The 14554-nt window shown below is 66.1% G+C and carries 16 protein-coding genes and 1 tRNA gene; 10 read left to right on the plus strand and 7 right to left on the minus strand.

Features of this window, described 5'->3' with window-relative positions:
* Window positions 1-34 precede the first annotated feature (34 nt).
* Together ABZ293_RS17645 and ABZ293_RS17650 are read left to right on the plus strand one after the other, a co-directional pair.
* Window positions 35-823 (plus strand): hypothetical protein, encoded by a 789-nt coding sequence (locus ABZ293_RS17645; protein ID WP_355181742.1) that lies wholly within the window; start codon window positions 35-37, stop codon window positions 821-823.
* The gene (locus tag ABZ293_RS17650; RefSeq protein WP_355181744.1) at window positions 820-1356 is read left to right on the plus strand and encodes a h domain protein; all 537 of its coding nucleotides are present in this window, start codon (window positions 820-822) and stop codon (window positions 1354-1356) included. The genes ABZ293_RS17645 and ABZ293_RS17650 overlap by 4 nt, the downstream gene beginning before the upstream one ends.
* Before the next feature lie 369 nt (window positions 1357-1725).
* Here the strand turns inward: ABZ293_RS17650 and ABZ293_RS17655 are convergent, their stop codons facing one another.
* The 4 genes from ABZ293_RS17655 to ABZ293_RS17670 form a co-directional block, all read right to left on the minus strand.
* Entirely contained in the window at window positions 1726-3222 is a 1497-nt protein-coding gene (locus ABZ293_RS17655; RefSeq protein WP_355181746.1) for a HAMP domain-containing sensor histidine kinase, read from the minus strand.
* Window positions 3219-3953, minus strand: a complete 735-nt coding sequence (locus ABZ293_RS17660) for a response regulator transcription factor (RefSeq protein ID WP_354959639.1) — start codon at window positions 3951-3953, stop codon at window positions 3219-3221. The genes ABZ293_RS17655 and ABZ293_RS17660 overlap by 4 nt, the downstream gene beginning before the upstream one ends.
* Window positions 3954-4050: 97 nt before the next feature.
* Window positions 4051-5628, minus strand: coding sequence for a trehalose-6-phosphate synthase (locus ABZ293_RS17665; RefSeq protein ID WP_355181924.1), 1578 nt, complete (start codon window positions 5626-5628; stop codon window positions 4051-4053).
* A gap of 87 nt (window positions 5629-5715) precedes the next feature.
* The gene (locus tag ABZ293_RS17670) at window positions 5716-5886 is read right to left on the minus strand and encodes a hypothetical protein (protein ID WP_355181748.1); all 171 of its coding nucleotides are present in this window, start codon (window positions 5884-5886) and stop codon (window positions 5716-5718) included.
* Window positions 5887-6074: 188 nt separating this feature from the next.
* Between ABZ293_RS17670 and ABZ293_RS17675 the strand changes: the two genes are divergently transcribed.
* The 4 genes from ABZ293_RS17675 (at window position 6075) to cutA (ending at window position 7897) form a co-directional block, all read left to right on the plus strand.
* Complete coding sequence (locus tag ABZ293_RS17675; protein WP_355181926.1) at window positions 6075-6908, plus strand: alpha/beta hydrolase; 834 nt, start codon at window positions 6075-6077, stop codon at window positions 6906-6908.
* A gap of 129 nt (window positions 6909-7037) precedes the next feature.
* On the plus strand, window positions 7038-7280 hold the full coding sequence (locus ABZ293_RS17680; protein ID WP_011207082.1) for an MbtH family protein: 243 nt from the start codon (window positions 7038-7040) through the stop codon (window positions 7278-7280).
* A 127-nt stretch (window positions 7281-7407) separates the two neighbouring features.
* Window positions 7408-7479: transfer RNA gene (locus ABZ293_RS17685), tRNA-Thr, on the plus strand.
* A gap of 85 nt (window positions 7480-7564) precedes the next feature.
* Window positions 7565-7897 carry a divalent-cation tolerance protein CutA gene (gene cutA, locus ABZ293_RS17690; RefSeq protein WP_354959642.1) on the plus strand — a complete coding sequence of 111 codons (333 nt, stop codon included), beginning with the start codon at window positions 7565-7567 and terminating at the stop codon, window positions 7895-7897.
* Between the two features lie 36 nt (window positions 7898-7933).
* On the opposite strand, the gene ABZ293_RS17695 is transcribed toward cutA, so the two are convergent.
* Window positions 7934-8359 (minus strand): HIT family protein, encoded by a 426-nt coding sequence (locus tag ABZ293_RS17695; RefSeq protein ID WP_355181750.1) that lies wholly within the window; start codon window positions 8357-8359, stop codon window positions 7934-7936.
* A gap of 106 nt (window positions 8360-8465) precedes the next feature.
* Between ABZ293_RS17695 and ABZ293_RS17700 the strand changes: the two genes are divergently transcribed.
* Window positions 8466-9527, plus strand: coding sequence for an alpha/beta hydrolase (locus ABZ293_RS17700; RefSeq protein ID WP_355181752.1), 1062 nt, complete (start codon window positions 8466-8468; stop codon window positions 9525-9527).
* 18 nt (window positions 9528-9545) lie between these two features.
* Here the strand turns inward: ABZ293_RS17700 and ABZ293_RS17705 are convergent, their stop codons facing one another.
* On the minus strand, window positions 9546-9920 hold the full coding sequence (locus ABZ293_RS17705; protein WP_354959645.1) for a PH domain-containing protein: 375 nt from the start codon (window positions 9918-9920) through the stop codon (window positions 9546-9548).
* A 240-nt stretch (window positions 9921-10160) separates the two neighbouring features.
* Between ABZ293_RS17705 and purD the strand changes: the two genes are divergently transcribed.
* Window positions 10161-11432: a phosphoribosylamine--glycine ligase gene (gene purD, locus ABZ293_RS17710; RefSeq protein ID WP_355181754.1), complete on the plus strand. Its 1272-nt coding sequence runs from the start codon at window positions 10161-10163 to the stop codon at window positions 11430-11432.
* Window positions 11433-11488: 56 nt separating this feature from the next.
* Here purD and ABZ293_RS17715 read toward each other — a convergent pair whose 3' ends face one another.
* Window positions 11489-12472, minus strand: a complete 984-nt coding sequence (locus ABZ293_RS17715) for a M23 family metallopeptidase (protein WP_355181756.1) — start codon at window positions 12470-12472, stop codon at window positions 11489-11491.
* A 132-nt stretch (window positions 12473-12604) separates the two neighbouring features.
* Here ABZ293_RS17715 and ABZ293_RS17720 point away from each other — a divergent pair, with 132 nt between their 5' ends.
* Window positions 12605-13771 (plus strand): pyridoxal phosphate-dependent aminotransferase, encoded by a 1167-nt coding sequence (locus ABZ293_RS17720; protein WP_355181758.1) that lies wholly within the window; start codon window positions 12605-12607, stop codon window positions 13769-13771.
* 143 nt (window positions 13772-13914) lie between these two features.
* Window positions 13915-14553 (plus strand): TetR family transcriptional regulator, encoded by a 639-nt coding sequence (locus ABZ293_RS17725; protein ID WP_355181760.1) that lies wholly within the window; start codon window positions 13915-13917, stop codon window positions 14551-14553.
* Window position 14554: the final 1 nt, after the last annotated feature.

A 14554-nucleotide genomic window follows, 5' to 3' on the forward strand; every position in this document is an offset into this window, starting at 1 on the left:
CTCATGGCGGAGCCGAGCGTAGCGAGGTGCAGCCATGAGTGAATCCAGTGTGGGCAGGAGTCGGATCCGGCGACGTGCGGTGCGTTCGGCGGGCCCGCCGCCGGATGACACCCTCGAACTCGAGGCCGAAGACGGCGCGGACGCCCCCGAGCGGGTCGAGCTGTCCAAGGCGGCCGCGGTCGAGGTGACGGCCAAGGCCGACAAGGCCGCGCCGGTCGCCGACAGTGCGCCCGAGGCCGCGGAAAGCGCGAGCGAGGCCGCGGATTCCGAAACCGTGAACACACTCGAGATTCCCAGCGTGGCCGAGGCCGTCGAGGCCGAGCCGAAGTCCGGCCCGCCGCGGTGGTTGCTGGTCGCCGGGGCCGCCGCGGCTGCGCTCATCGCGATCGCGCTGGTCGTGTCCACCGGATTGTTCACCTACCAGCTGCACAGCGCCTCCGAGCGCGATGCGCGGCGCGCGGACTATACGCAAACCGCCAAGCAGGCGATCCTCAATCTCACCACCATCAAGGACGACACCGCCAAGGCCGATATCGATCGCGTCCTCTCGGTGGCCTCCGGCGAACTCAAGGCCGAATACGCGCAGCGCAAGGACGCCTACGCGAGCGTGGTCGAACAGGCCAAGGTGAAGGCCACCGGCGAGATCATCGAATCCGCCATCGAGAGCGAGGACGGGGATTCGGCGCGCGTGCTGGTCGCCGCCAAGCAATCGCTGACCAATGCGGGCATGGCGGATTCGCAGACGCGGTACTACCGATTCCGGGTCACCGTCACCCGTGGCGATAACGGGATCACCGCCTCACAGGTGGAGTTCGTGGCATGAACGCGGCATCGAGCAGCGATTCGGTGCGGGATGGCGGTCAGGTGACGGGTGGGCGCAGGCGAGTCGTTGTTGCGTCGGCCGTCGCTCTCGTCATTGTCGCGTTGGCGGCGATCTGCGGGGTCACTGGATACAAGTACTGGAACGATCGCAAGAGCGAACAGGCGCGCACTCAGGTGGTGCCCGCCGCCCAGCGCACCGTCGAGGCGATGTTCACCTACAACTTCAAGACGGTGGACGCCGAATTGCCCAAGGCGGCAGACAATCTCACCGGCAGCTTTCGCGACGACTACCTGAAGCTGATCAGGGAGGCCATCGCACCGGGCGCCAAGGAGAAGGAACTCAACGTCCAGGCCACCACCCAGGCCAGCGGCGTCGTCTCCGCCGAATCCGCGCACGCGGTGGTGCTGCTGTACCTGAATCAGGTGACTACGAGCAAGGATGCGCCGCAGGCCAATATCAGCACCAGCCGGGTGAAGGTGAGCCTGGACAAGGATGGCGGGCACTGGCTCGTCTCGGCGGTCACACCTATTTGATTCGCGCTCAGCTGGTTTCGCGAGGTCGGCTTTCGCGGGGCGGGCGGTGCAGGCTGGCTTGGTCACGCCGATCCGAGCCGGTGCACCGAACTGTGGTCGGTGCACCGGTAGCAGTCCACGATGCCATGAGCAGGGCACGGTCGGCCGCGGTCGGAAACAGCGCGTTTCACATATCTGATGACGTGGCGATCGACTTGCGGTTGCGTGATCTCGGGCGAGAGCGCCGGTCCGAAAGTGCCAGTCGTGCTCTCATTCTCGGAGCAGTCGCACGGTGCGGAGCGGTTCGGCTTCCCCGGTGCTTCACCTTGCCGCCGTGCAGTCTCGCGATCTTTTGATGCCATCCGCCGCGTCGGGGACGCGCGACGCCGCTCACCGCGTCGAGCGCGGAATGCGCACGGTAAAAGTAGTACCTGTTCCAGGAGTGCTGGCGGCGGTGACCGAGCCGCCGTGCGCGGTAACCAGGGCCTGCACTATCGATAGGCCGAGGCCGCTGCCGCCGCTGGCGCGGGCGCGGGAGGTGTCGGTGCGGTAGAAGCGTTCGAAGATGCGTTCGGCCTCGTCGGCGGGCAGGCCTTGGCCGGTGTCGGCGACCTCGATCAGGATCTCGTCCGCGGCGGGTGTCAGCCGCACCGTGACCGAGGCGTCCTGCGGTGTATGGATGAGGGCATTGTTGAGCAGATTCGCCAGCACTTGGCGCAGCCGCGCGTCATCGCCAATGACTTCCAATGTGCCCTCGCCGGAGTTGATTTCGAGCTCGATGCGGCGCGGCGGGCCTTCCTGCGAGGTTGCTGCCGCGACCGCACGGGCGCTGTGCACGGCATCGCTGGCAACTGCGAGAAGGTCGACAGGGTCCTGTTCCAGCGGGCGTTGCGCATCCAGGCGCGCCAATATCAGCAGGTCCTCGACGAGTATGCCCATCCGCTGCGACTCGCGCTCGATCCGGTCCATGAACATCGCCGGATCCGCGGTGGCGCCTTGGCGATACAGTTCGGCGAAGCCGCGAATGGTGGTGAGCGGAGTGCGCAGTTCGTGGCTGGCGTCGGCGACGAAGCGGCGCATCTTCGATTCGGAATGCCGCGCCGCCGCCTCGGAGGCTTCGGTCGCGGCAAAGGCCCGCTGGATCTGTGCCAGCATGCCATTGAGCGATTGGGACAGCCGGTCCACCTCGGTATTGGTGCCGCGCACCGGAACTCGGCGATGCAGATCACCGGCGGCAATGGCGGCGGCGGTCTTCTCGACCGCGCGCAGCGGGCGCAGACTGCGGCGGATCACGAAGTAGGCGAGCACCGCCAGCGCGGCGAGTACCGCGCCGCCGACGACCAACTGCAACATGATCAATCGGTTGACGGTGTCGATGTTCTCGGTGAGCGGCATGGCGACCGTTGTCGTCGTATCGGCCGATACGGCCGTCATGGTCCGCCATTTGACCGTCGCGCCGTTCTTGGAGCCGACGGTCATCGGTTTGGTGAGGACTCGGCTCCCCGGCGGGTCCGTGGTCGGCCGCACATCGGGCAGGCGCGGCAATTCCGGATCGGCCTCCACATTGAACGGTCTGGTCTCGAGGTAGGCGGTGCCGTTGCCACCCGGAGTCGGTTCGATGCGCACATAGAAGGTGCTGGACGGATGCGGCGGATTCGCCGGGCTCGGCGGTCGTGGCCGCGACCACACCATGACCGCCTCGCGAAGCTGCTGATCGGTGCGATGCAGCAGTGAGTTCTCCAATGCGGAGGTGACCACCATGCCGGAGGCCAATAGTCCGAGTGCGGACAGCAGTACCAGTGCGAGCACCAGGGTCACCCGCAGCGGTACCGCCGATGATGCGCGTGCCAGCTTGCGACGGGTCCGATTGATGCTGGCGGTGATCATTTCTCGGACGGGCGGCGATTGGGCGCGCGCATTACGTAGCCGACGCCACGCAGGGTGTGGATCAATCGCTGATCCCCGGTGTCGACCTTCTTGCGCAGATACGACACATAGGTCTCGACCACACCCACCTCACCGCCGAAGTCATAGCGCCACACATGATCCAGGATGCGCGGCTTGCTCAGCACCGTGCCGGCGTTGACCATGAAGTACCGCAGCAGGGTGAATTCGGTGGGGGACAACGCAACCGGCTCGCCCGCCTTCCACACCTCATGGGTGTCGTCGTCCAATTCGATGTCCTCGAACCGAATTCGCGAACTCTCGCGCTGCGGGGCGGTATGACCGAAGCGGCGCAGCACGACTCGCAGCCGGGCCACCACTTCCTCGAGGCTGAACGGTTTGGTGATGTAGTCGTCGGCGCCGAGGGTGAGTCCGGCCACCTTGTCTTGTACGTCATCGCGTGCGGTGAGGAACAGCACCGGCGCGTCGATGCCGTCGGCGCGCAGGCGCCGCAGCAGTCCGAAGCCGTCCATCCCCGGCATCATCACATCGACGATCAGCGCCTGCGGCCGGAAGCTGCGCGCCTTGTCCAATGCCTGGGCTCCATCGACGGCGGTATCCACGGCGAAGCCCTGATAGCGCAGACTCACCGATAGGAGTTCCACGATCATCGGCTCGTCGTCCACCACCAGCACCCGAGCCTCGGGCGTGGTCTCCGCAGGCACACCACTCATTGCTTCATAGTCCGGCAATCGACTGGGAACTGTCTGGACCTTAGCTGGGTGATTCCTGTGAGCTCTAGCGTGCGACGACTCGCTCCGGCGAGGTGGGTCAGCGCCGTGGCGCACGCTCTTCCGGGAACACATCGTCGTCGGTGAGCAGCGCGCTGCCCGCGACCTGGCCCTGAGCGAGGGCCTCCAGGAACGCCCGCGCCCAGCGGTCCACATCGTGGGCCAGCACCTGACGGCGCAGCGAACGCATCCGGCGGCGGCGGGTATCGCGATCGTCCTCCAGCGCGGACACCACGGCATCCTCGACGCTATTGAGGTCGTGCGGATTGCACAGGTAGGCCTGTCGCAATTCCGCTGCGGCGCCGGTGAATTCGCTCAGCACAAGAGCGCCGTTGAGGCCGCTGTGACAGGCCACGTACTCCTTGGCGACCAGATTCATGCCATCGCGCAGCGGCGTCACCAGCATGACGTCGGCGGCCACGAAGAAGGCGATGAGCTCGTCGCGGGGGATCGGGCGGTGCAGATAGTGCACGACCGGATAACCGACCCTGGCGAATTCGCCATTGATCCGCCCGACCTGACGCTCGATATCGCCGCGCATCTGGATATAGCTGTCCACCCGCTCGCGGCTCGGGGTGGCCAGCTGCACCATGACGGTTTCGGCCGGATCCAGCCTGCCCTCCAGCAGCAGTTCCTCCAGCGCGGCGAGGCGGATATCGATGCCCTTGGTGTAGTCCAGGCGGTCGACGCCGAGCAGGATATTTTTCGGATTGCCGAGTTCGGCACGGATTTTCGCGGCCCGCTCACGCACCGAGCGGCGGCGCGAATGCTCGTCGAGTTCGGCCGATGCGATGGAAATCGGGAACGCGCCGACCCGGACGGTCCGGAAGCCGACCTGCACGACGCCGAGTTTGGAGCGCACGCCGACGGTACCGCGCGAGGTGGGCTGTCCGGCCAGCCTGCGCGCCAGGTAGAGGAAGTTCTGCGCGCCGCCGGGCAGATGAAAGCCGATCAGGTCGGCACCGAGCAGGCCCTCGATGATCTCGGTCCGCCACGGCATCTGCATGAACAGTTCGACCGGCGGGAACGGAATGTGCAGGAAGAATCCGATAGTGAGGTCGGGGCGCAGCATGCGCAGCATCTTCGGCACCAGCTGCAGCTGATAGTCCTGCACCCAGACGGTGGCGCCCTCCGCGGCGACCTTTGCGGTGGCCTCGGCGAAGCGCCGGTTCACGGTGACGTAGGCGGCCCACCACGCGCGGTCGTAGACCGGGCGCACGATCACATCGTGGTAGAGCGGCCACAGCGTGCCGTTGGAGAAGCCCTCGTAGTAGTCGGCGACCTCGGTCGCGGACAGCGGCACCGGATGCAGTTCCAGGCCGTCCTCGATGATCGGGTCGATATCCACATCCGGAACACCGGCCCAGCCGACCCAGGCCCCCTTGTTGTTGCGGAGCACCGGTTCCAGCGCGGTGACCAGACCGCCCGGGCTGCGCTTCCATCGGGTGGAGCCGTCGGGCAGTCGCTCGAGGTCGACCGGGAGCCGATTGGCGACGACGACGAAGCCGGAGCCCGCTCCGCTCACTTCGGCTGGCGGCGACGGGACCACCGTGGTGTCGGTTTCGGATGGTGGCTCTGGAATGGCGTGTTCGGAGTCGTCGGACGGCTGTTGGGTCATCTGGTCCACTCACGCATCCTTTGCGCGTCGCTGTTCCCGCTTGAAGTTATCGGATACTCGACGGCTCCATTGACGTCGCGTCGGTGGCTACTCGCCCCGAGAATTGGGCGCTATGCCGAGCATCGACAGCAGCATCCGGCATTCGTCGGCATCCTCCGCGTAGGCCGCGACGACGCGCTGCGCCTGACGTGCGGTTTCGTCGGCGAGTGGTTCCAGTTCGTCGTCCGCGATGTCGTTCGCGCTGCTCTTCGCGGCCATCTTCTTGTCCTCCCGGCTCAGTACGCTCGTACGTGCGAATAGTCAATGTTATCCGCACCCGGTAGCAGTACGCCGCACCCGGATACCGGTGACCTAGGACACGTCCGCGCTCGCACCCGGCGCTCGCGCGGCGGAAGTCGGGCCCTACTACCGTGGACGCGCAGCACCAACTCCACGAAAGGGACGATATGCCGCTGGCCACGGTGAACGGAATTTCGCTCAACTACCAGGTCAAGGGCGACCCGGCCGCAGGCACGGAGGTGCGAGGTGGTGGGCCGCTCGTCGTCATGATCATGGGTACCGGGAGTCCGGGCCGGGTTTGGGAGCTGCATCAGGTTCCGGCGCTGGTCAAGGCCGGATATCGGGTCTGCACCTTCGACAATCGCGGCATAAAGCCGTCCTTCGAGGCGGCCGGTGGCATGACTCTCGAGCAGTTGGTCGGCGATACCGCCGGACTCATCGAACTGCTCGACGAGGGCCCCGCGCTGCTGGTCGGCACCTCGATGGGCGCGCGGGTGGCCCAGGAACTCGCGCTTGCGCGTCCGGAGCTGGTGCGCAAGGCGGTATTCATGGCCGCGCACGGCCGTCTGGACCAGTTCCAGAAGACGCTCTCGCTCGGTGAGCACGAACTCGATGCCAGCGGGATCCAGTTGCCCGCGAAGTACGAGGCCGCGATGACCGCGGTAATGAACATGTCGCCCGCGACCATGGCCGATCCGAACGCCGCCCGTGACTGGCTCGACCTGTTCGAATTCACCGGCGGTCCGGTGACGCCGGGTATCCGCGCGCAGCGCCGGATGGACCACGATTTCGACCGGGTGCAGGCCTACCGCGGTATCAAGGTGCCGTGCCTGGCCATCGGGTTCGCCGATGATCGGATGATTCCGCCCTATCTGTCCAGGGAGGTTGCCGAGGCCATTCCCGGTGCGCGCTATCTGGAAGTTCCTGATGCGGGGCACTATGGTTATCTCGAGCGTCCGGAAGCCGTGAACAAGATCCTGCTCGAATTTTTCGCGGCCTGAGGTAACCGCCTACGCGTAACGTCTGCCTTGCTAGGGTCGACACAACGCTCTGGGAGCTTCCGGCGCTCTAACAGCGCTTGGATGCGCCGAGGGTTATCCCGTACATGCGCCAGTATCCAGTGAGGTGAAATGAGCACCAACCCCTTCGATGACGAAGACGGCCGCTTCTTCGTTCTGGTCAACGATGAGGAACAGCATTCGCTGTGGCCCGCCTTTGCGGAGGTTCCGGCCGGATGGCGAGTTGTTTTCGGTGAGGACAGTCGCGCCGCGTGTGTCGAGTACGTCGAGAAGAACTGGACCGACATGCGTCCGAAGAGCCTGCGTGACGCGATGGCCGCCGATGACGCGGCCCGACAGGGCGCCCAGTCCTGATCTGCGGTATTCGATACTGCGCCGGGGCCGAATGCTGAACCGTCACTGCGTGACACCGTAAGCCGGTGTCACGCAGCTGGCGTGCCCAGTTATGATTGGCACCGTTTTGCAGAGTCAGATACCGTCCGCCTCCTTAGCTCAGTGGTAGAGCACTCGCCTTGTAAGCGAAAGGTCGTCAGTTCAATCCTGACAGGGGGCTCCGCTACGGGCGTGCCACTTACGGCGCGCCCGTTGCTGTAGCTCGTACTTCACGCCCCACATCGAAGCCTGCCTACTGTGGCCGCATGGCAGTGGCGAGAGTGTGGTCGGTTACGACCACGACCCCGACCGAGGATGACGCGAGAGCCATCGCGAGGGCGGTGGTCGAGGAACGACTTGCCGCGGGCGCCGAGGTCACCGGCCCGGCCCTATCCGTGTTCTGGCATCTCGGCGAGCTGGGTGAGGGCCGGGAATGGCGCGTGAGCTTCAAGACGTCGGTGACGGCGCGCGACCGTCTCGCCGCCCGAGTGTGCGAGTTGCATCCGTGGGAAAGTCCGGAGGTCACGGCGACCCCGGTCGAATGGTGCGTCGACAGCTATGCCGATTGGATCGAACGCGCAACTGCCGCACCGGAATAGGGCCGCGTTCGGCGGCCCCTTTCGGTTCGACTGCGCTCAGTCGGGGACGTTGGCTCCGTAGCCGAGTTCGCGGAGGGCTTTTTTGATCTTGGCTTGGGCCTCGTCGAGGGATTCCGGGGTGGGGTTGTGCTGGGCGCCGGAGATGTCGAAGTTGCCCATGGTGAAGGCCGGGAAGACGTGGACGTGTAGGTGGGGGACTTCGAGACCGGCGATGAGCAGGCCCGCGCGCGGCGCGTCCCAGGCCTCGCGAACGGCCTGACCGATCTTCTGTGCGACACCGTTGAGGCGGGCGAAGGTGCCGGGGTCGATGTCCTGCCACTGGTCGATCTCCTTGCGGGGAACCACGAGGGTGTGGCCCTGGGTGACCGGGGCGATGGTGAGGAATGCGACGAATTCGTCGTCCTCCCAGACGAATCGACCCGGCAGTTGGCCCGCGATGATCGCGCTGAAAACGGAAGGCATGCACCGGAGGCTACTCGGGTCGCTGTTCGGGGTGGTGTTGACGCCGATCTGAAACTGTGTCTAAGGTACACATATTAGTTTCCAACGGACACAGTTTAGGAATGACATGCTCACCATCGCGCTCGCCGCCGCCGTCTCCGCCGCACCCGTGGGTCTGCTCGCCCACCGCCAGCTGCGTCGCCGCGCCAACGCGCACGCACTGCGAATCGACACCCCGAACGGCATCGCCGAATCCGGCTTCGTCACCATCGGCGGCATTGAGCAGTGGATCGAGATCCGCGGCGAGGACCTGGCCAATCCGGTGCTGCTGGAACTGCACGGCGGCCCCGGCGCGACGAACACCTGCTTCGCCAACCGGACCCGGGCCTGGGAGCGGCATTTCACGATCGTGCGCTGGGATATGCGCGGCGCGGGAAAGACTTTCGGACGCGGTGCGCAGGGGGAGGTGAGCTTCGACCGGCTCTTCGCCGATGCGCTCGAGGTCACCCGGTATGTGCGCGAGCGCCTGCACCAGGACAAGGTGGTGCTGTTGGCCAATTCGTTCGGATCGGTGCTCGGACTTCGCCTGGCGCGCAATCATCCGGAGCTGTATTCGGCCTATGTGGGCACCGACCAGAACATCACCGGCGGCGAGCGCGACGACAGCGCATTCTGCGCCGTGGTGCGGCGTTTGCGAGACGCCGGAAAGCATGCTGCCGCAGCGAAACTGGAGCAGATGGGTCCGGATGCCACCCGATGGACCGCCGAACAGTGGGGCCTGCACGCGAAACTGGCAACCAGCTCCGACCCCATGCTCAGCGAGGTCCTGAAGAAGCTGATCATGCCGTCGATGTGGTTCTCGCCGCAGCACCGGCTGCGCGATCTGAAGGCGGGTGCGGACGGTATGAAATTCTCCGAGCGGATCGGCGTCGAATCCGTGCACTTCGACGCCTGGCGCGAGGGCACCCGATTCGAGTTGCCGTTTTTCATCTTTCAGGGCGAATACGACAGCCTGATGCCCGCGGCCAGGGCACGCCGCTATTTCGACGATGTCCAGGCCCCGCACAAGGAGTTCGCGCTGATCTCCGAGGCCAACCACTTCGCGGCGTTCTGGCAGCCCGAGCAATTCCTCGAGCTGCTGTTGACCCGGGTGCGGCCGGTGGTGACTCGAACGACCGTATCGGCCTAGGACTTTCGCGTCGGCAGGTCAGGCGACGTAGTGCGAAAGGATGCTCTGCACCTCGTAGATGTCGACCTGGCGGTTGAACCGCTTCTGCACCGGCTCGTGCGTACCGGAGATCCAGATGCAGAGTTCGGCATCCAGGTCGAAGGTGCCGGCGGTTTCCACCGAGAAATGTGTGATCGCCCGGTAGGGAATGCTGTGGTAGCTGACCTTGCGGCCGGTGACACCCTGCTTGTCGACCAGGATGAGACGGCGGTTGGTGAACAGAATCGCGTCGCGGACAAGCAGATACGCGGCATAGACCTGTTCGGCGTTGCCCATCAGCCTCGCGTATTCCTCTTGTGCCCTACCGGGATCGATCCGCCCGGCATTGCCCATCAGTCCATCGATCAGACCCATCGTCAGCACATCCTTTGCGCGGTGGAGTCGGCTGGTGCACCCCCCTCCCATCAATGATCCACCTCACACTCCCCGATGGCCGTCAACGTGACGACTGATTTCGTGAACACCTGGGTAACTGCTCGGCCACCCCGAGAACGAGCCGGGACGGCGCGGCCGAAGTGACGACGTATCCAACGACCGGCAAAAGTTCCGGGGAGGCGGGAAAGCCATGGTTGGTGACAACCTAAGCTGTTGCCCGTGCGCGTACTCGTCATCGGTTCCGGAGCCCGTGAACATGCCCTCGTCCTGGCCCTGCGCCGGGACCCCGCGGTGACCTCGCTGTTCGCTGCGCCGGGCAATGCCGGGATCGCCCAGCACGCGCAGGTCAGGCCGGTCGATCCCTGCTCGGCCGAGGCGGTTGTCGCCCTGGCCACCGAGCTGGACGCGGAGCTGGTGGTGATCGGGCCCGAGGTGCCGCTGGTGCTCGGTGTTGCCGATGCGGTGCGGGCCGCTGGCATCGCCTGTTTCGGTCCGTCGGCCGCGGCCGCCCGCATCGAAGGTTCGAAGGCCTTCGCCAAGGACGTGATGACCGCAGCCGGGGTCCGCACCGCGCACAGTGAAATCGTGGACAATCCGGCCGAACTCGACGCCGCACTCGATCGCTTCGGTCCCACCTGGGTGGTCAAGGACGATGGGCTCGCCGCGGGCAAGGGTGTGGTCGTCACCGCCGACCGCCACGCGGCCCGCGATCACGGTGCCGAACTGCTCGAGCAGGGCCATCCGGTGCTGTTGGAATCCTTCCTGGACGGCCCGGAGGTTTCGCTGTTCTGCCTGGTAGACGGCGAGACGGTGGTGCCGCTGCTGCCCGCGCAGGATCACAAGCGCGTCGGCGACGGCGATACCGGGCCGAATACCGGCGGTATGGGCGCGTACACGCCGCTGCCGTGGTTGCCCGAGGCGACGGTCACCGCGATCGTCGAGGATGTCGTCAAGCCGGTCGCCGCGGAACTGGTGCGGCGGGGCTGCGGCTTTTCGGGTCTGCTGTATGCGGGTCTGGCGATCGGTGCGGCCGGACCCGCCGTCGTCGAATTCAATTGCCGCTTCGGCGATCCGGAGACCCAGGCCGTGCTCGCACTGCTGGAGAGTCCGCTCGGCGAATTGCTGAATGCCACCGCCACCGGCACCCTGGCCGAGGTGGCCGCACCGCGTTGGCGCGACGGCGCGGCCATCACGGTCGTAATCGCCGCCGAGAACTACCCGGGTCGGCCCCGCGTCGGCGATGTGATCACCGGAGCGGGCGAGGGGACCGCCGACGACACGTCCGCGGTGCTGCATGCGGGCACCGCACTGCGCGAGGACGGAGCCCTGGTCTCGGCGGGCGGTCGGGTGCTGAGCATCGTCGGCACCGGTGCGGATCTGGCCGAGGCCCGCGCCAACGCCTACGACCGGATCGCCTCGATCAAGCTGCCGGGCAGCCACTTCCGCACCGACATCGGCCTGGCCGCCGTCGAGGACCGCATTTCGGTCTGAACGGCATCAACCGGCACTGGCGGCCACAACAGAGCAAGTCTTACGAGCGACACAGCTCAGCCGAAGCTGAGTCCGTGCGCCGCCAACCACTGCTGTGGGTCCACATGCTGCCCGTTGACGATGACCTCGAAATGCAGATGCGGACCCGTGGAATCGCCGCGGTTGCCCATGCGGGCGATCTGCATACCCGCTGGCACGCGTTCGCCGACGGATACGAAGAAGTCGTACATATGGCCGTAGACGGTGATGCTGCCGTCATCGTGGCGGATGCGCACCCAGAGCCCGAAGCCCTGCGCAGGGCCCGCATCGATGACGGTGCCATTGGCGACGGCGTAGATCGGGGTTCCGATCGGGCCCGCGATATCGATGCCGTTGTGGAAGGTGCCCCAGCGTGAACCGAAACCCGAGGTGAAGACGCCGCGCGTCGGCAGCACCATGCCGGTGAGGCCGGGCAGCACCGAACCGGCGGTGGCCGGCGCGCTGCCCGCCATCCACGGCTGGTACTCCCCGGAGACCGCCGCCGCGGCCTCGGCCTTGGCGCGTTCCAGGGTGGCGCGGGCCGCGGTCGCGACCACCTCCTGCTCGCGGATGCGTTCGCCATTGGCGATGGCGTTCAGATAGCGCTTCACCGACGGCGGAGTGGACTGCATCTGCTGCGGATAGGCGAAGGCGACGCGCTGGGCCTCATCCGGGCCAGGCGTGCGATCGGTGACGCGCAAGGTGAATGCGGAATCGGCCGCTACGAAGATGGCGGTGGCAGTGACCCCGGCGATCAGGATCCGGTGTTTGCGCAGGAGCGCGCGATAGTCCGGCTGGGGCCGTCCCTCCCATAGCGCGCGTAGGTCCGGTGCCGGTTGTCGGCGTAGCCAGAACAGACCGTCCTTGCACTCAACGAGCACCGCGCGCGCCCGTCCGGGCAGTGCGCGCAGTTCGGAATCGCGCCGTTTCCGCAGGTTGGCACGCCAATCAGGCGGTATGACACCGATGCCACCCACCCCCGGTATTCGATCCAGCCGCGCGCGGCGCGCCTCGTCGAGCATTAGCGCTGACCATAACCCGCGCGACGCGGTCGGCACATGCCGAACCGCCCGGCCGGTCGCATTTCTACCCGATAGCACAAAACCCGAGGATCGGCGAACCGGCGAGAAACGGGACCGTCTACCGTACGTCGGGTGTCCAGAGAATCTCGCCGGTCGACCATTCCACCTTTCTACGTGATGGATGTCTGGAAGGCTGCCGCGGAACGGGCCAGGACCCACGGCGACGTGCTGGTGCTGGCGGCCGGGCAGCCGTCCACACCGGCGCCCGCCCCGGTGCTGCGTGCGACAAAGCTGGCGATCGAATCCGAACTGCTCGGTTACACAGAGACTTTCGGCATTCTGCCGCTGCGCGAGGCAATCGCCGAACACCACCGCGATACCTACGGATACGCCGTCGACCCCGACGATGTGGTGGTGACGACCGGATCCTCCGGCGCGTTCACCCTGATCTTCCTGGCCGCATTCGACGCCGGGGATACCGTCGTGGTGGCCCGGCCGGGATATCCGGCCTACCGCAACACCCTGGCCGCGCTCGGCTGCCGCGTCATCGAACTCGATTGCGGTGCCGAAACCCGATTCCAGCCCACCGTGGCCATGCTCGAGGCATTGCCGGAGCCGCCAGCGGGACTGATCGTGGCCAGCCCGGCCAATCCGACCGGCACCATGATCGACCCGGATGAACTCGCCGCGCTGGCCCGCTGGTGCGATGCGCACAACACCCTGCTGATCTCCGATGAGATCTATCACGGCATCACCTACCAGGGCATCAGCGTGGGGCGGACCTCATCGGCCTGGGAGACCTCGCGCACGTCGGTGGTCATCGGATCGGTCTCCAAATACTTCTCGATGACCGGCTGGCGGCTGGGCTGGATGCTGGCGCCGAGCGGATTGCGGCCCGCACTGCAACGGCTCGCGTCCAATATGACCGTATGTCCGCCCGCGGTCTCGCAGTACGCGGCGCTGCACGCATTCGGCGCCGAGGCCAAGGAAGAACTCGACGGCCATGTCCGCCGCTATGCCGTCAATCGGCAACTGCTGCTCGATGGCCTGCCGAAACTCGGTATCACCGACCTGGCCCCGGCCGACGGCGCCTTCTACGCCTACGCCGATATCGGCCATCTCACCGACGATTCGCGCAAGTGGTGTGCCGAGGTACTCGACCACACCGGGGTCGCGCTGGCGCCCGGCGTCGACTTCGACACCGTGGCCGGACACCGAACCGTGCGCTTCTCCTTCGCCGGTGCCACCGCGGATATCGAGGCCGCACTCGTTCGGCTCGGTCACTATCTGCGTGGTTGATCGTGCTGTCCGCCAAAGAGTTTGCATAGTTGCTCACCTAGTAGGCGCAGATACGGTAGAACAACGATGCTGGGTTTTCACTCTCTGGTTTCCTCTCTCTGATTTCGCACGGATGAACTGATGATGACTGGCACGATGGCACGGTGATAACCGCGACGACCCCGAAAGGCGAACGGCGTCGCCAGGCTTTGGTAGCGGCCGCCGCAGAGTTGCTACTCGAAGGCGGATTCGATGCGGTGCGGCATCGCTCGGTCGCGACGCGCGCCGACCTTCCGCTGGCGTCGACGACGTACTATTTCGAATCGCTCGATGATCTGATAGCCCGGGCGGTCGAGTTCAGCGGCCATGCGGAACTGGACGCGATGCGCCGCCGGGTCGGCGAGGTGAGTCATCGCCGCCGCGGTGCCGAGGCGACCGTCGATCTGGTGCTGGACCTACTGGTGGGGCCGGATGGCCACGACGAGGGCGCGCGCGGACAGCTGATCGCGCGCTACGAGCGTTCGGTGGCCTCGGCGCGGCACCCGGAACTGCGGGAAGTCCAGCTACGACTAAGGGCGCAACTCGACGAATTGCTCGCCGATGTGCTGCGCCGCTCCGATCGGGCGGTGCGGTCGGAGCAGTTGCGCAGGATGGTCGCGGTGGTCGACGGGGCCGTGGTCGCGGCGCTGAGCGAAATGGACCCGGAGCCAAGGCGAATGGCGCGCGGTGCGTTGCTGGAGGTCATCGATGTCGTCGCACCCGCGACGCCGCAGCAGATCGATAGGTTCAGGTCACTAGACTGAC

The organism is Nocardia sp. NPDC005998, assembly GCF_040614395.1.
In the GTDB taxonomy this organism is placed as follows: Bacteria; Actinomycetota; Actinomycetes; order Mycobacteriales; family Mycobacteriaceae; genus Nocardia.

Excerpts from the sequence above, each read along its gene's own strand:
- ABZ293_RS17645 (WP_355181742.1), top strand. The coding sequence starts at position 35 with ATGAGTGAATCCAGTGTGGGCAGGAGTCGGATCCGGCGACGTGCGGTG.
- ABZ293_RS17650 (WP_355181744.1), top strand. The coding sequence starts at position 820 with ATGAACGCGGCATCGAGCAGCGATTCGGTGCGGGATGGCGGTCAGGTG.
- ABZ293_RS17655 (WP_355181746.1), bottom strand. The coding sequence starts at position 3,222 with ATGATCACCGCCAGCATCAATCGGACCCGTCGCAAGCTGGCACGCGCA.
- ABZ293_RS17660 (WP_354959639.1), bottom strand. The coding sequence starts at position 3,953 with ATGAGTGGTGTGCCTGCGGAGACCACGCCCGAGGCTCGGGTGCTGGTG.
- ABZ293_RS17665 (WP_355181924.1), bottom strand. The coding sequence starts at position 5,628 with ATGACCCAACAGCCGTCCGACGACTCCGAACACGCCATTCCAGAGCCA.
- ABZ293_RS17670 (WP_355181748.1), bottom strand. The coding sequence starts at position 5,886 with ATGGCCGCGAAGAGCAGCGCGAACGACATCGCGGACGACGAACTGGAA.
- ABZ293_RS17675 (WP_355181926.1), top strand. The coding sequence starts at position 6,075 with ATGCCGCTGGCCACGGTGAACGGAATTTCGCTCAACTACCAGGTCAAG.
- ABZ293_RS17680 (WP_011207082.1), top strand. The coding sequence starts at position 7,038 with ATGAGCACCAACCCCTTCGATGACGAAGACGGCCGCTTCTTCGTTCTG.
- cutA (WP_354959642.1), top strand. The coding sequence starts at position 7,565 with ATGGCAGTGGCGAGAGTGTGGTCGGTTACGACCACGACCCCGACCGAG.
- ABZ293_RS17695 (WP_355181750.1), bottom strand. The coding sequence starts at position 8,359 with ATGCCTTCCGTTTTCAGCGCGATCATCGCGGGCCAACTGCCGGGTCGA.
- ABZ293_RS17700 (WP_355181752.1), top strand. The coding sequence starts at position 8,466 with ATGCTCACCATCGCGCTCGCCGCCGCCGTCTCCGCCGCACCCGTGGGT.
- ABZ293_RS17705 (WP_354959645.1), bottom strand. The coding sequence starts at position 9,920 with ATGGGTCTGATCGATGGACTGATGGGCAATGCCGGGCGGATCGATCCC.
- ABZ293_RS17715 (WP_355181756.1), bottom strand. The coding sequence starts at position 12,472 with ATGCTCGACGAGGCGCGCCGCGCGCGGCTGGATCGAATACCGGGGGTG.